Source organism: Brevundimonas sp., assembly GCF_029946145.1.
In the GTDB taxonomy this organism is placed as follows: Bacteria; Pseudomonadota; Alphaproteobacteria; order Caulobacterales; family Caulobacteraceae; genus Brevundimonas.
In genome coordinates this window covers 518,940-535,152 of sequence record NZ_JAQSDY010000027.1, presented here as the reverse complement: position 1 = coordinate 535,152, position 16,213 = coordinate 518,940, and the positions used below count along the sequence as shown (strand labels likewise).

The window sequence follows — 16,213 nt, the reverse complement described above, 5'->3', positions numbered from 1 at the left end:
GGCGTCAGAAGCGGAAGATCGATTCCAGCCGGAACCGCGCAGCCTGGCGGCGCTCGGTTTGCGGGCCGCGGGCCGGATCGGTGTCGGCCTCGGTCAGGCCGGCGGCGGCGCCGACGCGCAGGCGCGGGTTGACGCGGTAATAGGCTCCGGCCTCGACGTCGCCGACATTGCTGTCGCGGGTTTCCGGCTGGCCCAGGTTCAGATCCAGACCCCAGCGGCCGCGCTCGGTGAAGCGCAGGCGCGACGGGCCGACGGCGGCGCGGGCGGATTGGGCGTCGGTCAGGGAGACGGCGGGCGCGCGCGTGCGGGCGTCGGTCTGGGCCGACGCGACGTCGGCCACGGCCAGGAGCGCAAGCCCCGCGGTCAGTCCAGCGATGACGGCGCTTTTGCTGCGCATGTCCTGCCCTTCACGTCACGACGGGGATCCCGTCGTGATCTCTCCCAGCAGATAGACACCGCTGGTCAGCCCGGTCAACGAAACGGCGCCGCTGGAAAGGGGTTCCGCATGACTCTGGAAGACTCCTGTGGCGCGAGCGTCACGGCCCGCCGGCTCTCGCGACGCGCGAATGCCCGGCGCGAGACACGATCCTTGGGTTCCGGACGCTTCTTCGCCTTGTCATCGCCCCTTTTCGCCGTGTTATAGAGCCTCGCTTCGGCTGCGACCCACGTTGGGGCGAGCCAGCGCGTGGGTGGAACCGGTCCGCCGCACGTCTCGATCGAATGGAGTTTCTCGATGGTGCTGGTTCGCGGTGCGTCGTTCGCCCTTATCGCCTCGGGCGTTCTGCTCAGCGGCTGCTCGTCCGACCGTCCGTTCGGACCGACCGTGGGCGACGTATTCGGCGGCGGCAACACCCCCGCCCGGTCGGCGGCCGCGGCCCAGGCCGGCATCGGCGTCAACGCCTATCTGTGGCGCGCCACCCTCGACACCATGGCCTTCATGCCCCTGGCCAACGCCGATCCCTGGGGCGGCGTCATCAACTACGACTGGTACACCGACCCGGCGACGCCGAACGAGCGGTTCAAGGCCACGGTCTTCATCCTCGACACCCGCCTTCGCGCCGATGCGCTGAACGTGACGGTGACCAAGGAAGTCCGCGACGCGACGGGCGCCTGGATCGGCGCCCGTGTGGCGGCACAGACCGAGACCGATCTGGAAAACGCCATCCTGACCAAGGCGCGCCAGCTCAACCTCCAGAACGCCGGCTAACCCTCCCCTACGACCACCGCCTCCTTCTGGCCCCGCCTTCAGGAGCGACCCTGAAGGATTCCCGTGGCCCGATACGAGCCCAAGACCGCCGAACCCCGCCAGCAGGCCCGCTGGGCGGCCGCCGACGCCTTCCGCACCCCCACCGAGGGGACCGGCAAGCCGAAATACTATGTGCTTGAGATGTTCCCCTATCCGTCAGGGGCCATCCACATGGGTCACGCCCGCAACTACGTCATGGGCGACGTCGTGGCCCGCTCGAAACGGGCCCAGGGCTTCGACGTCCTGCACCCCATGGGCTGGGACGCCTTCGGGCTGCCGGCCGAGAACGCGGCCATCGAGCGCGGCATCCACCCCGGCGACTGGACCTGGTCCAACATCGCCGCCATGCGCGACCAGCTGAAGCTGCTGGGCCTGTCGCTGGACTGGTCCCGCGAGTTCGCCACCTGCGACCCGGCCTACTATGGCAAACAGCAGGCCTGGTTCCTGGAGCTGTTCAGGCGCGGCCTGGTCTATCGCAAGGACTCGGTCGTCAACTGGGACCCGGTCGACAACACCGTCCTGGCCAATGAGCAGGTGGTGGACGGCCGCGGCTGGCGCTCGGGCGCGGTGGTCGAGAAGCGCAAGCTGAACCAGTGGTTCCTGCGCATCACCGACTATGCCGACGACCTGATCGAGGGGCTGAAGGAATTGGAAGGCCGCTGGCCCGACAAGGTCCGCCTGATGCAGGAGAACTGGATCGGCCGGTCGAAGGGCCTGCAGATGACGTGGAAATGGGCCGGTGACGCGCCCGCCGCCGCGCCGGACGGGCTTGAGATCTACACCACCCGCCCCGACACCCTGTTCGGGGCCAGCTTCATGGGCGTGGCGCCGGATCACCCGATCGCCCGCGAGATCGCCGAAGCCAACCCCGCCGCCGCCGCCTTCGTCGCCGAATGCCGCAAGGGCGGCTCGACCCAGGCCGAGATTGAACAGGCCGAAAAGATCGGCTTCGACACGGGCCTCAGGGTCATCCATCCGTTCGACGGCCGCGAGGTCAGCGTCTGGATCGCCAACTTCATCCTGTCGGAATACGGCACCGGCGCCATCTTCGGCTGCCCGGCCCATGACCAGCGCGACCTCGACTTCGCCCGCAAATACGGCCTGCCCGTAATTCCGGTCGTGAGACCCGACGGCGCTGGCGACGATTTCGTCGTGAATTCAGAAGCGTATGTGGGCCCCGGCCGCCTGTTCCGGTCCGACTTCTTGGACGGGATGGAGATCGAACCGGCGAAGGCCGCGGCCATCGCCCGCATCGAGGCGGCCGGTCAGGGCCAGGGGGCGACCATCTATCGCCTGCGCGACTGGGGTGTCAGCCGCCAGCGGTACTGGGGATGTCCCATCCCTGTGATCCACTGCTCCAGATGCGGTCCCGTGGGCGTGCCCCCAGAGCAGCTGCCCGTCGAACTGCCCAGGGACGTGACCTTCGACACCCCCGGTAACCCGCTGGACCGTCATCCGACCTGGAAGCACGTCGCCTGCCCGTCCTGCGGCGGCGAGGCGGTGCGCGAGACCGACACCCTCGACACCTTCGTCGACTCCAGCTGGTATTTCGCCCGCTTCACCGATCCGACGGCCGCCGAGCCGATCTCCAGGGCCGCCGCCGACAAATGGCTGCCCGTCGACCAGTATATCGGCGGCGTGGAGCACGCCGTCCTGCACCTGCTCTATGCCCGCTTCATCAGCCGGGCCCTGAGCGACGCCGGCCTGATGTCGGTGCGGGAGCCGTTCGCCGGCCTGTTCACGCAAGGGATGGTCGTCCACGAGACCTACCGCCGCGCCGACGGCGCCTGGGTCGAGCCCACCGACGTCGAACTGACCAACCAGGCCGGAAAACGCTCGGCCCGCCAGCTGTCGACCGGCGAGAGCCTGATCATCGGCGACATCGAGAAGATGTCGAAGTCGAAGAAGAACGTCGTCGCCCCGCAGGAGATCGTCGAGGGCTATGGCGTCGACGCCGGCCGCCTGTTCGTCCTGTCCGACAGTCCGCCCGAACGGGACGTGCAGTGGACGCCCGGCGGTGTCGAGGGCGCCGGCCGCTTCGTCCAGCGGGTCTGGGCCGAGGTCGAGGCCTTCGATCCGAACGCCGCCGGCGAACCCGAGGCCGACGCCGCCCTGATCCGTGAGACCCACAAGGCGATCAAGGCCGTGTCCGAAGGGGTCGCCGCCTTCCGCTTCAACTCGGCCATCGCCAAGCTCTACGGCTTCATCGCCACCATCCGCGACACGCCCAAGGCCGGCGGCGCGGCGCGGCGCGAGGCCCTGTCGGCCCTGACCCGGCTGATCGCGCCCTTCACCCCCCACCTGGCCGAGGAATGCTGGACGCGCCTCGGCGAACAGGGGATGGTGCTGGACGCGCACTGGCCGGAGTTCGACCCGGCCCTGGCGGCTGACGACGAGGTGGTCCTGCCGATCCAGGTCAACGGCAAGCGCCGCGGCGAAATCCGCGTCGCCAGAGGCCTGGAACCGGCCGAAGTCGAGGCGATCGTCATGGCCGACGCCGATGTGCAGGCGCGGCTGGAGGGTCAGACGGTGAGGAAGGTCGTGGTGGTCAAGGATCGTATCGTCAATCTGGTGGTCGGCTGATGCGTCGCTCCTGGTCGTTGTCTGTCATCGCCGCTGTCTCTGTCATGGGACTGTCCGCCTGCGGCTTCACACCCCTGTACGGCGAGGCAGGCGCCGGATCCTCACTCTCGCGCATCGCCGTCTCCACCCAGGACGACCGGCTCGGCTATCGTGTACGCGAACAGCTTGAGGACGCTCTCGGCCGCGACGGGTCGCAGGAACCGATGTACCGCCTGCAGACGTCCCTGGAACAATCACGCCAGTCGCTGGGGCGCCGGATCGACGACACCGCGACCCGTTATGAACTCACCGTGCGCGGAGCCTGGACCCTGACGCCGGCGGTCGGTGGCGAACCGGTCTCCGGTGTCGAGACCGTCACCACCACCTATGCCGCCGCCGACCAGCCTTACGCCGCCATCGCCGCCCAGCAGGACGGCGAGGAACGCGCCGCAGCCGAATTGGCGCGCCTGATCCGGCTGGACATCTTGCGGGCGCTGTCGGCGCGGCCTTGAGGGTCGCACCATGATCCTGACCAAACGGCCCGAGGTCGATCGCTTCCTGTCATCGCCCGACCGCGGCGTCCGCGCCGCCGTCATCCACGGCAAGGACCGCTCGGGCGTCGGCGAGCGCGCCGAAATCCTGTGCAAGGCGATCACCCCCGACCTGAACGACCCCTTCAACGTCACCGTCCTCACAGACAGCGACATCGATGGCGACGAGGCGCGGCTGGAAGAGGCGCTGACGGCGCTGAGCATGATCGGCGGCCGCCGTCTGGTGCGCGTCCGGCTGGGATCCGAAAAGGCCTCGATCGACCGGATGCTGGCCGCCGCTCTCAAGCACCACGCCGAGGGCGCCTACAATCCCGACGCCATGCTGGTGATCGAGGCCGGGGCCCTGGGCCGCGACTCCGCCCTGCGCAAGGCCGCTGAAGGGGCTTCAGGCGCTGTGGGCATCGCCTGCTATGAGGATGAGGCTGGCGATGTGGCCCGGATGACGCGCGAGGCCCTGGCCGCTGACAAGGTCGGGCTGACCGGCGACGCCCTCGACCGGTTCGTCAGCCGTCTGCCTCGCGAACGGGGACTGATGCGGCAGGAGATCGAGCGGCTGGCCCTCTATATCGGCCCCGGCTCGGGCAAGACGATCGACGTGGCCGAACTGGAACAACATCTGGGGGTCGAGGCCGACGCCTCGCTGCAGGACGCCGCGTTGCAGGCCTTCGGCGGCCGCCCGGCCCCGGCCCAGTCCGGGCTGCGCCGCGCCTTCGCCGAGGGCGAATCCCCTGTCATGGCTGTGAGACAGGCCTCGATCCACCTCGGCCGTCTGCGCCGCATCAATGTGCTTCAGGCGAACGGCTCGGGGGCCAAGGAGGCGGCCAAGGCGGCGGGGGTGTTCTGGAAACAGGAGGCCGAGATGCTGCGTCAGGCCCGCAGCTGGCGGCTGGAGGACCTCGACCGGGTACTGGACAGCATCAACACCGCCGACATCGCCACCAAGACCACGGGCTCGCCCGACCAGTTGATCGCCGAACGGCTGCTGCTGGAGATATCCGCCCGGGCGAGAAGACTGGGGCTCTGAAACGGCCCGAAAACACCGAGGAATTCAGCGACGGATTCGCGAGGAATTCGACTACGGATCGGAAGAAACAGGAGACGGAGATACAGGCGGGCGAGACCGGCGTCGCCCCCTCCGTCACGGCGCGAAGCCGCGCCGCGCCACCTCCCCACGCGTGGGGAGGAGACGGCGGACCTAGCCGCGCTTCGAAGCCTTGCGGAAGGCGGGCTTGGCGAGCTGCAGATTGCGCGCCTGCTGGGCCTTCTGTTCGGCGCGTTCGCCGCCCTGCAGGCCCGCGGGCGTGGCGCCTCCCCCCGCCTTCTTGGCGGCGAGCGCGCGCTTCATGGCTTCGGCGGTTGGATTGCTGGGCTTGTCGGTCATGGGATCAGCCTAGCACAGGTTGCCTTCAGCCCCGCATCAGCCGCCGGCAGAGGTCGTCCAGCTGCTCCAGCGTGCCGTAGCGGATGGTGATCTCGCCCTTGCCGCCCTTGTCCGACAACTGGACCTTCAGGCCGAGGGCGTCGGCCAGATCCTGCTCCAGCGCCACCACATCGGCCGCGCCCTCCCCAGAGGGCGCCTTCGCCCGCGCCTTGGCGGGCTTCGGCCCTTCGGCGGCGCGGCGCGCCAGCGCTTCGGCCTGACGAACGTTCAACCCCGCGTCGACGATCTGCTGGGCGAGGACAGCCGGGTTCGGGGCCGTGATCAGTGCGCGGGCGTGGCCGGCGCTCATCTTGCCGTGGCGCACGAACCAGAGGACCTCTTCCGGCAGCTGCAGCAGGCGCAGGGTATTGGCCACGTGGCTGCGGCTCTTGCCGACGACGCCGGCGACGGCGTCCTGGGTGCGGCCGAACCGTTCCATCAGCATGCGATAGGCGTCGGCCTCCTCCAGCGGGTTCAGGTCGCTGCGCTGGACGTTCTCGATGATCGCCACCTCGAACACCTCGACGTCGTCCATCTCGCGGACCACGATCGGCACCTCGGTCAGACGCGCCAGCTGGGCCGCGCGCCAGCGGCGTTCGCCGGCGATGATCTGCCACACGCCATCCTGACCCGGCTGGGACCGCACCAGGATCGGCTGCAGAACGCCCTTGTCGCGGATCGAGCCCGACAGCTCGGCCAGATCGTCGTTGTTGAAGATCTTGCGGGGCTGTTCCGGATTGGGCTTCAGGCTCTCGATCGGGGCCATGCGCACGCCCGCGGGCGCGGGCGCGCCATCGACCGGCGCGCTCTCGGCCACCTGTTCACCCAGAAGGGCGGAGAGACCTCGCCCCAATCCCCGTTGCGGCCCGCGTTGACGTTCGCTCAAGACACTGATTCCGTTCTTCTATTCATCGTCACGCGGCCTGAAGCCGACGGGACTTCTCACGCGCCACCACTTCACGGGCGAGGCGCAGATAGGCCTGGCTGCCGGCGCATTTCAGGTCGTAGATCAAGGCCGGCTTGCCGAATGACGGAGCCTCGGCCACGCGCACGTTGCGGGGAATGACCGCCTCATAGACCTTCTCCCCGAAATGGGACCGGACGTCGGCCGCGACCTGACCCGACAGGGTGCTGCGCCGATCGTACATGGTCAGGACCAGACCCTGGATCTCCAGCGTGGGATTAAGGCTCTGCCGCACCATCTCGATCGTCTTCATCAGCTGGGTCAGGCCCTCCAGCGCGAAGAACTCGCATTGCAGCGGCACCAGCACGGCGTCCGCCGCGGCCATGGCGTTGAGGGTCAGCAGGTTCAGCGACGGGGGGCAGTCGATCAGGACATAGTCATACCGGGCCTGCCCATCCGCCCCCTGCCCCGAGAGTGCGTCACGCAGACGAAAGGAGCGGCGGTCGGCCTGGCTCAGCTCGATCTCCACGCCCGACATGTCGGCGTCGGCGGGAATGATGTGGAGGCCGGGCACGCTGGTCGGGACGGCGGACTCGTCGACCGAGCGGCCGTCGACGATGACGTCATAGATGGTCACCCGTCGTGTTTCACGTGGAACACCCAGACCCGTGGAGGCATTGCCCTGCGGATCCATGTCGACGATCAGCACCTTTTCGCCGATCGCAGCCAGGGCGGTGCCCAGGTTGATGGCGGTCGTGGTCTTGCCGACGCCGCCCTTCTGATTGGAAACCGCGAGGACGCGAGTCTTACCGGTTGGGGACACGTCGAAGGCTCCGGACGGAAACGATACGGCCGCGCGGATCGCTGCGCGAGACGGAGAGGTCGCTATCGAACTGCCAGACCTTGCGGGCTTCGATCAACTCAGCCTCGGCCTTTTCCCCCTTGAGAAACAGCCCCTGTGCGCCACGCTGTAGATAAGGCTGTGCATAGGCCAGAAGCCGCTCCATCGGCGCCAGGGCGCGCGCGGTGACGACGTCCACCTTTATCCTCTGCTCCTCGGCCCGGCCATTGATCACGGTGGCGCGCAGCGACAGGCCTTCGACCGCCTCCTGCAGGAAGCGGCAACGCTTGCCCAGACTGTCGATCAGCCAGACGTGGCTGTCGGACCGATCCTTCAGCAGAATCGCGAGAACCAGACCGGGGAACCCGGCCCCGGCCCCGAGATCGGCCCAGGTCTTCGCATTGGGCTTCATCGCGAGCAGTTGGGCCGAGTCCCAGATATGCCGGTTCCAGACGTCGGGCAGGCTGTCGGGACCGACGAGATTCATCACCGCATTGGTCTCGGTCAGGCGCTCGATGAAGATGTGAAGGTCGGCCATCTGCGCGAGGGTCGCGCCGGTCTGGATCTGGAATTCTTCGGGGGTCATGGACGGGTCTCCTCCCCGATTTCAGGCAGAGGAGACGCGAAGGCGACGCGAGTCACGCAGCCACCCGGGCGCGCTTCACGTGGGACAGAAGCGCCGTCAGGGCGCCGGGGGTCATACCTTCGATGCGCCCGGCCTGACCCAGGGTGCGCGGCCGGACAAGCGTGAGTTTCTCACGGACCTCGTTCGACAGGCTGCCGATGGCGGCGTAGTCGAGGTCAACCGGCAGGGCCAGGGCCTCCTCGCGCCGCAGCGCCTCCGCGTCAGAAGCCTGCCGGTCCAGATAGCCGGCGTAGCCCGCTTCGATCTCGATCTGCTGGCGGACCTGGGGCGACCAGCCCGCGATCTCGGACCGGGTTGCGGCGAAGGTCTCCAGAGTCACACCGGGGAAGGCCAGAAGGTCGCGGATCGAGCGGCGCTGGCCGTCGGCGTTGACGTGGATCCCCAAAGCCCCGGCCTCCCTGGGCGTAAAGACCGTTTCACGTGAAACAGCCGCCGCCTCGGCCAGCTGCGCGGATTTGGCTGCGAAAGCCTGTGACCGCCTGGACGACACAATTCCAGCCGCCTCGGCGATGGGGGTCAGCCGTTGATCCGCATTGTCGGCCCGCAGCGTCAACCTGAACTCGGCCCGGCTGGTGAACATCCGGTAGGGCTCGGTCACGCCGCGTGTGACCAGATCGTCGATCATGACGCCGATATAGGCCTGGTCCCGGCCAAGGATGATGGGGTCCGAGCCGGCGGCGGCGCGGGCGGCGTTCAGGCCGGCGATCAACCCTTGAGCTCCGGCCTCCTCGTATCCTGTGGTGCCGTTGATCTGGCCGGCCAGATAAAGGCCGGGCCGCTTCTTGACCTCCAGCGCCGGCGTCAGCTCGCGCGGATCGACATAGTCGTACTCGATGGCGTAGCCGAAGCGGAACACCTCGACCGCCTCCAGCCCCGGAATGGTGCGCAGGAAGGCGGCCTGGGTCGCATCGGACACCGAGGTCGAGATGCCGTTGGGATAGACCGTCGGATCGTCGAGGCCCTCGGGCTCGAGGAAGATCTGGTGCGAGGCCTTGTCGGCGAACCGGACCACCTTGTCCTCGATCGAGGGGCAGTAACGCGGGCCGCGGCCGGACAGGTGGCCGCCATAGACGGCGCTGTCGCCCAGGTTGTCGGCGATGATCCGGTGGGTGGCCTCGGTCGTGTGGGTCACCCCGCAGGCGATCTGGGGCACGTCAATGCGGTCGGTCAGGAAGCTGAACGGCGCGGGCTCGGCGTCCGCCGCCTGCATCTCCAGCCGGTCCCAGGCGATGGTGCGGCCGTCGAGGCGGGCGGGAGTGCCGGTCTTTAGCCGGCCCATCTGCAAGCCCGCGCCATAGAGGTCGGCGGCCAGGCCGGTGGACGGCGCCTCGCCGTGGCGGCCGGCGGGGATGCGCTGGTCGCCCTTGTGTATGACGCCGTTGAGGAAGGTGCCCGTGGTCAGCACCACCGCGCCGGCGCGAACCTCGGTCCCCTCGCCCGTGACGACGCCGACGACGCGGCCGCCGTCGAGGATCAGGCTTTCGGCTGTTCCGGCCATCAGGGTCAGGTTCGGCGTCTGCGCCAGTTCCGTCTGCATGGCCTCGCGATAAAGGCGGCGGTCGATCTGGCTGCGCGGCCCCTGAACCGCGGCCCCCTTGGAGCGGTTGAGCAGGCGGAACTGGATGCCGGAGACATCGCCCAGCCGGGCCATGACGCCGTCCATGGCGTCGATCTCACGCACCAGATGGCCCTTGCCCAGTCCGCCGATGGCCGGGTTGCACGACATCTCGCCGACGGTCTCGAGTTTCTGGGTCAGCAGCACCGTCTTCGCCCCGGCGCGCGCGGAGGCGGCCGCGGCCTCGCAGCCGGCGTGGCCGCCGCCGATGACGATGACATCGAAGGATTTCATGGCCGGGGAGATAGGGCAAAAGCGCCCGAAACGCCACCGGCGCCGGAGAGTGGTTTCACGTGAAACACCTCACTTGCCGATGCAGAAGGTCGAGAAGACCTCGCCGAGAATGTCTTCGACGCCGATGGCGCCCGTGACCCGGCCCAGGGTCTCCGCCGCCCGGCGAAGATCGTCGCCGGCCATTTCCGGCGTGTGGTCGAGCGCCCGCCGCGCCGCCTCGACGTCCGCGAGAGCCTCGGTCAGACGGCGGCGGTGGCGCTCGCGGGTGACCGCCGGGAAATCGGCGCCCGACAGATCGCGGGCGAGCCGGGCCGCAATCCAGTCGTGCAGCTCAGCCAACCCCCGCCCCGTCGCGGTGCTGATCGCGAGACTTTCCATGCCGGCGACGGGTTCCGCCTCTCCGAGGTCTGCCTTGTTGAGGATCAACAGGTCGCCCGGCCTCACATGGTCGGCCGCGGCGCCCGCCGGATCGCCCGGGCCGCGGACCCAGAGCCGCAACTCCGCCGCCTCGGCCCGGGCCCGCGCGCGTCGAACGCCCTCGGCCTCGACGACATCGTCGGACTCGCGCAGGCCGGCCGTGTCCGACAGGGTCACGGCGTATCCGCCGATGATCAGATCAACGTCCAGCACGTCCCGGGTGGTGCCCGCGATCGGGGTGACGATAGCGGCCTCGCGCGCGATCAGGGCGTTGAACAGCGAGGACTTGCCGGCGTTGGTCTCGCCGATCAGGACGATGCGATAGCCCTCGCGCACCCGCTCGCCGCGCCGGGAGTCGGCCAGGGCCGCGCCCAGATCGGCGATCAGGGCGTCGAGAACCGGTCCGGCCGTGCGGGCCAGATTGTCGGGAATCTCCTCGTCCGGAAAATCGATCTCGGCCTCGACCAGAGCCATGGCCTTGAGCAGGTCGCGGCGGAAACCGGCGTAGGTGCGCGACAGGGCGCCGTCCAGCTGGCCCCGCGCCTGGGCCGCCTGGGCCGTGGTCTCGGCGTCGATCAGGTCGGCCACGGCCTCGGCCTGGGCCAGATCCATGCGGCCGTTCTCGAAAGCCCGGCGGGTGAATTCTCCGGGATCGGCGGGGCGCAGGCCGAGGGCGATCAAGGCCTGGCTGGCGGCCTCGACCACGGCGCGGCCGCCGTGGAGGTGGAGCTCGGCGCAGTCCTCGCCGGTGTAGCTGTTGGGGGCGGGGAAACGCAGGACGAGGGCCTGGTCGACGGCCTGGCCGGCATGGGTCAGGGTCCGCAGCGAGGCGAGACGCGGCTTAAGGCCGCCGGCGCCGAGAGCGGTCAGGGCGGCGTCGGTGGATGGACCGGAGAGGCGGAGGATGGCGATGGCGCCCCGGCCCGGAGGGGTGGCAAGGGCGAAGATGGTGCTCATGTCTCCTCCCTGTCGCGCAGCGATGGGGAGGTGGCGCGCCGCCTTGGCGGCGTGACGGAGGGGGCGACGCCGGCGGATGCGGACAGGCCCCCTCCACCGCTTCGCGGTCCCCCTCCCCCTGCGGGGGAGGAGACGGAGGTCACGGCCGGGTCGCGCCGGTGACGGCGGTTTCCATCAGCTTGCGGAACTGGTCCTGGGCCTGAAGGCCGAAGCTGGTCCAGGTCTTCATCAGTTCGTCCGGTTGCATGGCCGTGATGTTCTCGTCCATGCGCCGCTTCATCTCGGCGACCAGATGGTCGTTCAGCGGTTCGACATTGGGCAGGCCCATGAAGACGCGGGCCTCCTCGGGCGTGCACTCGACTTCAACGTTGACCTTCATGCCGCCGCTCCATGTTTCACGTGAAACAGCCGAAGCCGCATCAGGTGTTCATCGACTGGAAGAAGTCCGCATTGTTCTTGGACTGGCGCAGCTTGTCGATGAGGAATTCGATCGCGTCCTGCGGGCCCATCGGGTTCAGGATGCGGCGCAGGACATAGGTCTTGGCCAGCTGATCCTTGGGCGTGGTCAGCTCTTCCTTGCGGGTGCCGGACTTCAGCACGTCGATGGCGGGGAAGATGCGCTTGTCCGCGACCTTGCGGTCCAGCACGATCTCGGAGTTGCCGGTGCCCTTGAACTCTTCGAAGATCACCTCGTCCATACGCGAGCCGGTGTCGATCAGGGCGGTGGCGATGATGGTCAGCGAGCCCCCCTGCTCCACGTTCCGCGCGGCGCCGAAGAAGCGTTTCGGCCGCTGCAGGGCGTTGGCGTCGACGCCGCCGGTCAGGACCTTGCCCGACGACGGGACGGTGGCGTTGTAGGCGCGGCCCAGGCGGGTGATGGAGTCGAGCAGGATGACGACGTCCTTCTTGTGCTCGACCAGGCGCTTGGCCTTTTCGATCACCATTTCGGCGACAGCGACGTGGCGGGTAGCGGGCTCGTCGAAGGTCGAGGCGATGACCTCGCCCTTCACCGTGCGCTGCATGTCGGTGACCTCCTCGGGGCGCTCGTCGATGAGCAGGACCATCAGGGTCACTTCCGGGTGGTTGCGCTCGATCGACTTGGCGATGTTCTGCAGCATGACCGTCTTGCCGACCCGCGGCGGGGCGACGATCAGGCAGCGCTGGCCCTTGCCCAGCGGGGCGACGATGTCGATGACCCGGCCCGAGCGGTCCTTCAGGGTCGGGTCCTGGATTTCCATGTGCAGCCGCTCTTCGGGATAGAGCGGGGTCAGATTGTCGAACAGGACCTTGGTCTTGACCGTTTCCGGGTCCTCGAAATTGATCGTGTCGACCTTGAGCAGGGCGAAATAGCGCTCGCCCTCGCGCGGGCCGCGGACGGCGCCGTGGATGGTGTCGCCCGAGCGCAGGCCGAAGCGTCTGATCTGCGAGGGAGAGACGTAAACATCGTCCGGACCCGGAAGATAATTGACGTCCGGACTGCGCAGGAAGCCGAAACCGTCGGGCAGGATTTCCAGCGTCCCGGAGGCGATGATCTCGACCTCTTCGTCAGCCAGGGTCTTCAGGATGGCGAACAGCAGGTCCTGCTTGCGCAGGTTGCCGGCGTTCTCGATCTCGAGGCTCTCGGCGAAGGCGACCAGTTCCTCGGGCGTCTTGTCGTTGAGCTCCTGCAGGGTGATGCGGCCGTTGGGGACGATCGGTTCGCCGTCGTCCTCTTCGTCGCCGGACTCCTGATCGACCATGGGCAGGTCGGCGGCGGCCAATTCCGTTGACGGTTGTTCGCCTTCGAGGTTTTCGGCTTCAGGGGCGGTGGGATCGGTGTCGCGGACGTCGGTCATGGGAGGCTTCTTACACATGCGCAGCCGGGCGCTCGCGCAAGCGAGACCGGGCGGGCTGACAATGTCTGGCCTTGCGGCCGGCAGGGAGAACGACGGGGTCCGACGGGAGAGATCCGATCGGCGTCGCTGGGAGAGAGGGACCGCCCGGCGTGGAAGGCTCTTGGGCCAGGAACGGTTCGGGATCAGCGAAACCACGCCTGGGGGGGTCAGGTCAAGCGCCGGCCTGGCCGAAGGTCCATTGGGTCGTGACCGAGAGCACCATGACGATGGCGATCAGGAAGGGGATCTCGTTGGTCATGCGCCAGAACTTTCCGGTGCGGACGGACGTCCCTGCGCGGATGCGGCGAAGCTCTTTCGCCAGGAAGCCGTGCCAGCCGCTGAGAGCGACCACGCCCGCCAGTTTGGCGATCATCCATGGCTGGGCCAGGAAGCTCCACCCTTCATCGAAGCCGACCATATGGATGACGATCAGCCACACCCCGAACACCCAGGCGAGGATCATCGACGGATTGATGATGATCTTCAGCAGCCGGTGTTGCCAGATTCGCAGCAGGGATCGCATCTCCGAGCGCAGCGGCTCGGCCTTGTCGGCCTGTTCGGCGTCATAGGCATAGAGACGCGGCAGGAAGAGCATGCCGGCCATCCAGGCGATGACCGCCAGAATATGCAGCCCCCGCACCACCTCGAACGTAGCGAAATCGAGCATCACGCCGCCCTCCTTGCGCATTGAGATGGGCAGGCCTTCCAGACGGCCCGGCAGCCAGGACCGTAGGGCGCGACTCCCCCGCGCGGCAAGGCCTCCATAACGGCTTCGGCCAGCGTCTGGATAAAGGGGGCGGCCACCCCGACCGCAGGCGTGCGGAGATACGGGGTGAGGCCCAGTCCGTGGGCCATCTCTGCGTATTCGATGTCGAGCTCGACCAGGGTCTCGATGTGTTCGGAGACGAAGGCGACGGGCGTGACAATCACGCCGACGCCGTCATGGGCGGCCCGGGCGATCGCCTCGGGCGTCGAGGGACCCAGCCATTTCATCGGCCCGACCCGGCTCTGGTAACAGATCGTCCAGTCCGCTTCGCGCTCGCCCAGTCCCGCGGCCGAGGCGATGGCGGCGCAAGTCGCCTCGACCTGCTCCTGATAGGGGTCGCCCTTCTTCGCGATCAGACTCTCGGGGATGCCGTGGGCCGAAAACAGAACGCGCACGGGTTTGCCGGCAGCCGCCGTGACGGCGGTCCGAACAGCCCCTGCCTGGGCCGCGATCCAGCCGGGGGCCTCCGGATAGCAACAGACTGTCCGGCTGGCGCCGGGCCCGATGTAAACCTGGTCCCACAGCTTCAGGGATGATTGCGTCGTGGTGGTCGAGAACTGCGGATAGAGCGGTAGCAGGACGATCTCATCAGGGACGAAGGCCGCGACCTCGGCGGCCGTCTGTTCGGTCAGGGGCGACCAGTAGCGCATGGCGACAAAGGTGCGGACCTGGTCTCCGGGGAGCGCGGTCCCGAGCGCCTGTTCCAGCGCGGCGGCCTGTTTGCGCGTCTCGGCCAGAAGCGGCGAGCCTCCGCCCATCAGGGCGTAGTTGGCCTGGGCGCCGACCTCGCGGCGGCTGGAGATCAGTCCTGCCAGCCAGGTCCGGAACGGATCGGGCAGGCCGATGATCGCCGGGTCGCGAAACAGGTTGAACAGGAAGGGGCGCACCGAGGCCTGATCGTCCGGCCCGCCCAGATTGAACAGGACGACGGCGATCCGGCGACCGGCAACCAGCCCGCTCATTGGGCGCCGATCCGTTTCAGCACCTGTTCGACATGGGCGATCGGGACGTCGGGCAGGATGCCGTGGCCGAGATTGAAGATCCACGGTCCCTGCCCCCAGGCCTCGAGCAGCTGGTCGACGCGGCGATCGAGCATCGGGCCGCCGGCGCGCAGCAGCAGGGGATCGAGCGCGCCCTGGATCGGCTTGATCGCCTGGACGCGGCGACCGATCTCAAGCGGGCAGGCGGTGTCCAGGGCCACGGCCTGAACGTCGACCTCGGCGGCGTAGCGTTCCGCCAGCGCCGCCGAGCCCCTCGGGAAGCCGATCAGGGGCACGGTGACACCCAGTTCGCGCACCCGGCGGACCAGTTGCTGATGAGGCCGCAGGACCAGGCTTTCGAACAGGTCTTCCGGCAGGCCCTCGGCCCAGCTCTCGAAGATCTTCAGCACCTGGGCCCCGGCGTCGGCCTGCATCTTCAGATAATGGGCCGTGGCCTCGACCAGCACCTCGAGCAGGGCCGCGACCTTTTCCGGCTCGGCATAGGCGTAGGTCCGGGCCTGGGCGCGTTCGCCCTTGCCGATCGTCCGGGCCTCGCCGTCCAGCATATAGGTGGCGACGGTCCAGGGCGCGCCGGCGAACCCGATCAGGGCGCGCTCCGGATCCAGCTGCGCCCGCACGATCGACAGGGTCTGGCCGACCTGTTTCAGCGCCTCGCCGGCCCCGGATGTCAGGTCCCGCATGGCCTCAACAGGAGGCAGTGCGCCCAGCCGCGGCCCCTCGCCGGCCTCGAACCAGACCTCCTGACCCAACGCCCGGGGGATCAACAGGATGTCGGCGAAGACGATGGCGGCGTCGAAGCCGAAACGGCGCATCGGCTGCAGCGTCGCCTCGGCGGCCTTTTCCGGATCCAGACAGAAGGAGATGAAGTCCGGCGTCGTCGCCCTGAGCGCCCGATACTCCGGCAGGTAGCGCCCGGCCTGACGCATGAACCAGACCGGTGGACGTGAGGTCGTCTCCCCGGAGAGAACCTTGAGAAGCAACGGTGTGGGGGGTGAGACGGTCATCTGACCCGGTCCTACCGGTGGCCCGGTTCAGGCTCAAGCCCGACCCGTGTCGCACCCCTTCAATCCTTATCAAGAAAGATTCGAAAGTTTTGGAGGTAGAAGACAGTACGGGGGATGGCGGGGATAAGCCGGATCGTTCGGACGCGGACGGATGGGTTTTCCGCAAATGGTCACA

General features: G+C 68.3%; 16 protein-coding genes. 4 read left to right on the top strand and 12 right to left on the bottom strand.

From position 1 onward, the window contains the following. Positions 1–4: 4 nt before the first annotated feature. The gene (locus PSV23_RS14780; protein ID WP_300470367.1) at positions 5–397 is read right to left on the bottom strand and encodes an NtrZ family periplasmic regulatory protein; all 393 of its coding nucleotides are present in this window, start codon (positions 395–397) and stop codon (positions 5–7) included. A 336-nt stretch (positions 398–733) separates the two neighbouring features. On the opposite strand from PSV23_RS14780, the gene PSV23_RS14775 reads away from it, so the two are divergent. The 4 genes from PSV23_RS14775 to holA all read left to right on the top strand — a co-directional run bounded on the left by PSV23_RS14775 (position 734) and on the right by holA (position 5,383). After that, a complete protein-coding gene (locus tag PSV23_RS14775; protein ID WP_300470481.1) occupies positions 734–1,207 on the top strand; it encodes a DUF3576 domain-containing protein in 474 nt (157 codons plus the stop codon). Positions 1,208–1,270: 63 nt separating this feature from the next. Next, complete coding sequence (leuS, locus tag PSV23_RS14770) at positions 1,271–3,829, top strand: leucine--tRNA ligase (protein ID WP_300470365.1); 2,559 nt, start codon at positions 1,271–1,273, stop codon at positions 3,827–3,829. Beyond that, positions 3,829–4,320 (top strand): LPS assembly lipoprotein LptE, encoded by a 492-nt coding sequence (gene lptE / locus PSV23_RS14765; protein WP_300470363.1) that lies wholly within the window; start codon positions 3,829–3,831, stop codon positions 4,318–4,320. The genes leuS and lptE overlap by 1 nt, the downstream gene beginning before the upstream one ends. A gap of 10 nt (positions 4,321–4,330) precedes the next feature. Next, complete coding sequence (gene holA / locus PSV23_RS14760; protein ID WP_300470361.1) at positions 4,331–5,383, top strand: DNA polymerase III subunit delta; 1,053 nt, start codon at positions 4,331–4,333, stop codon at positions 5,381–5,383. 171 nt (positions 5,384–5,554) lie between these two features. Here the strand turns inward: holA and PSV23_RS14755 are convergent, their stop codons facing one another. The 11 genes from PSV23_RS14755 to hemE all read right to left on the bottom strand — a co-directional run bounded on the left by PSV23_RS14755 (position 5,555) and on the right by hemE (position 16,038). Then, positions 5,555–5,740 carry a hypothetical protein gene (locus PSV23_RS14755; protein WP_300470359.1) on the bottom strand — a complete coding sequence of 62 codons (186 nt, stop codon included), beginning with the start codon at positions 5,738–5,740 and terminating at the stop codon, positions 5,555–5,557. 25 nt (positions 5,741–5,765) lie between these two features. After that, on the bottom strand, positions 5,766–6,608 hold the full coding sequence (locus PSV23_RS14750) for a ParB/RepB/Spo0J family partition protein (protein WP_300470479.1): 843 nt from the start codon (positions 6,606–6,608) through the stop codon (positions 5,766–5,768). An 85-nt stretch (positions 6,609–6,693) separates the two neighbouring features. Then, positions 6,694–7,506: a ParA family protein gene (locus PSV23_RS14745; RefSeq protein WP_300470357.1), complete on the bottom strand. Its 813-nt coding sequence runs from the start codon at positions 7,504–7,506 to the stop codon at positions 6,694–6,696. Then, positions 7,490–8,110: a 16S rRNA (guanine(527)-N(7))-methyltransferase RsmG gene (rsmG, locus tag PSV23_RS14740; RefSeq protein ID WP_300470354.1), complete on the bottom strand. Its 621-nt coding sequence runs from the start codon at positions 8,108–8,110 to the stop codon at positions 7,490–7,492. Before rsmG ends, PSV23_RS14745 begins: the two co-directional genes overlap by 17 nt. Before the next feature lie 52 nt (positions 8,111–8,162). Then, entirely contained in the window at positions 8,163–10,019 is a 1,857-nt protein-coding gene (gene mnmG, locus PSV23_RS14735) for a tRNA uridine-5-carboxymethylaminomethyl(34) synthesis enzyme MnmG (protein WP_300470352.1), read from the bottom strand. Positions 10,020–10,088: 69 nt separating this feature from the next. Beyond that, positions 10,089–11,393: a tRNA uridine-5-carboxymethylaminomethyl(34) synthesis GTPase MnmE gene (gene mnmE / locus PSV23_RS14730; RefSeq protein ID WP_300470349.1), complete on the bottom strand. Its 1,305-nt coding sequence runs from the start codon at positions 11,391–11,393 to the stop codon at positions 10,089–10,091. A gap of 139 nt (positions 11,394–11,532) precedes the next feature. Then, positions 11,533–11,772 carry a DUF6489 family protein gene (locus PSV23_RS14725; protein WP_300470347.1) on the bottom strand — a complete coding sequence of 80 codons (240 nt, stop codon included), beginning with the start codon at positions 11,770–11,772 and terminating at the stop codon, positions 11,533–11,535. Between the two features lie 40 nt (positions 11,773–11,812). Beyond that, positions 11,813–13,228 carry a transcription termination factor Rho gene (rho, locus tag PSV23_RS14720; protein ID WP_300470345.1) on the bottom strand — a complete coding sequence of 472 codons (1,416 nt, stop codon included), beginning with the start codon at positions 13,226–13,228 and terminating at the stop codon, positions 11,813–11,815. A 211-nt stretch (positions 13,229–13,439) separates the two neighbouring features. Next, complete coding sequence (locus PSV23_RS14715) at positions 13,440–13,934, bottom strand: CopD family protein (RefSeq protein ID WP_300470343.1); 495 nt, start codon at positions 13,932–13,934, stop codon at positions 13,440–13,442. Beyond that, positions 13,934–14,995: a ferrochelatase gene (gene hemH, locus PSV23_RS14710; RefSeq protein ID WP_300470341.1), complete on the bottom strand. Its 1,062-nt coding sequence runs from the start codon at positions 14,993–14,995 to the stop codon at positions 13,934–13,936. The genes PSV23_RS14715 and hemH overlap by 1 nt, the downstream gene beginning before the upstream one ends. Beyond that, on the bottom strand, positions 14,992–16,038 hold the full coding sequence (hemE, locus tag PSV23_RS14705; protein ID WP_300470339.1) for a uroporphyrinogen decarboxylase: 1,047 nt from the start codon (positions 16,036–16,038) through the stop codon (positions 14,992–14,994). The genes hemH and hemE overlap by 4 nt, the downstream gene beginning before the upstream one ends. Positions 16,039–16,213: the final 175 nt, after the last annotated feature.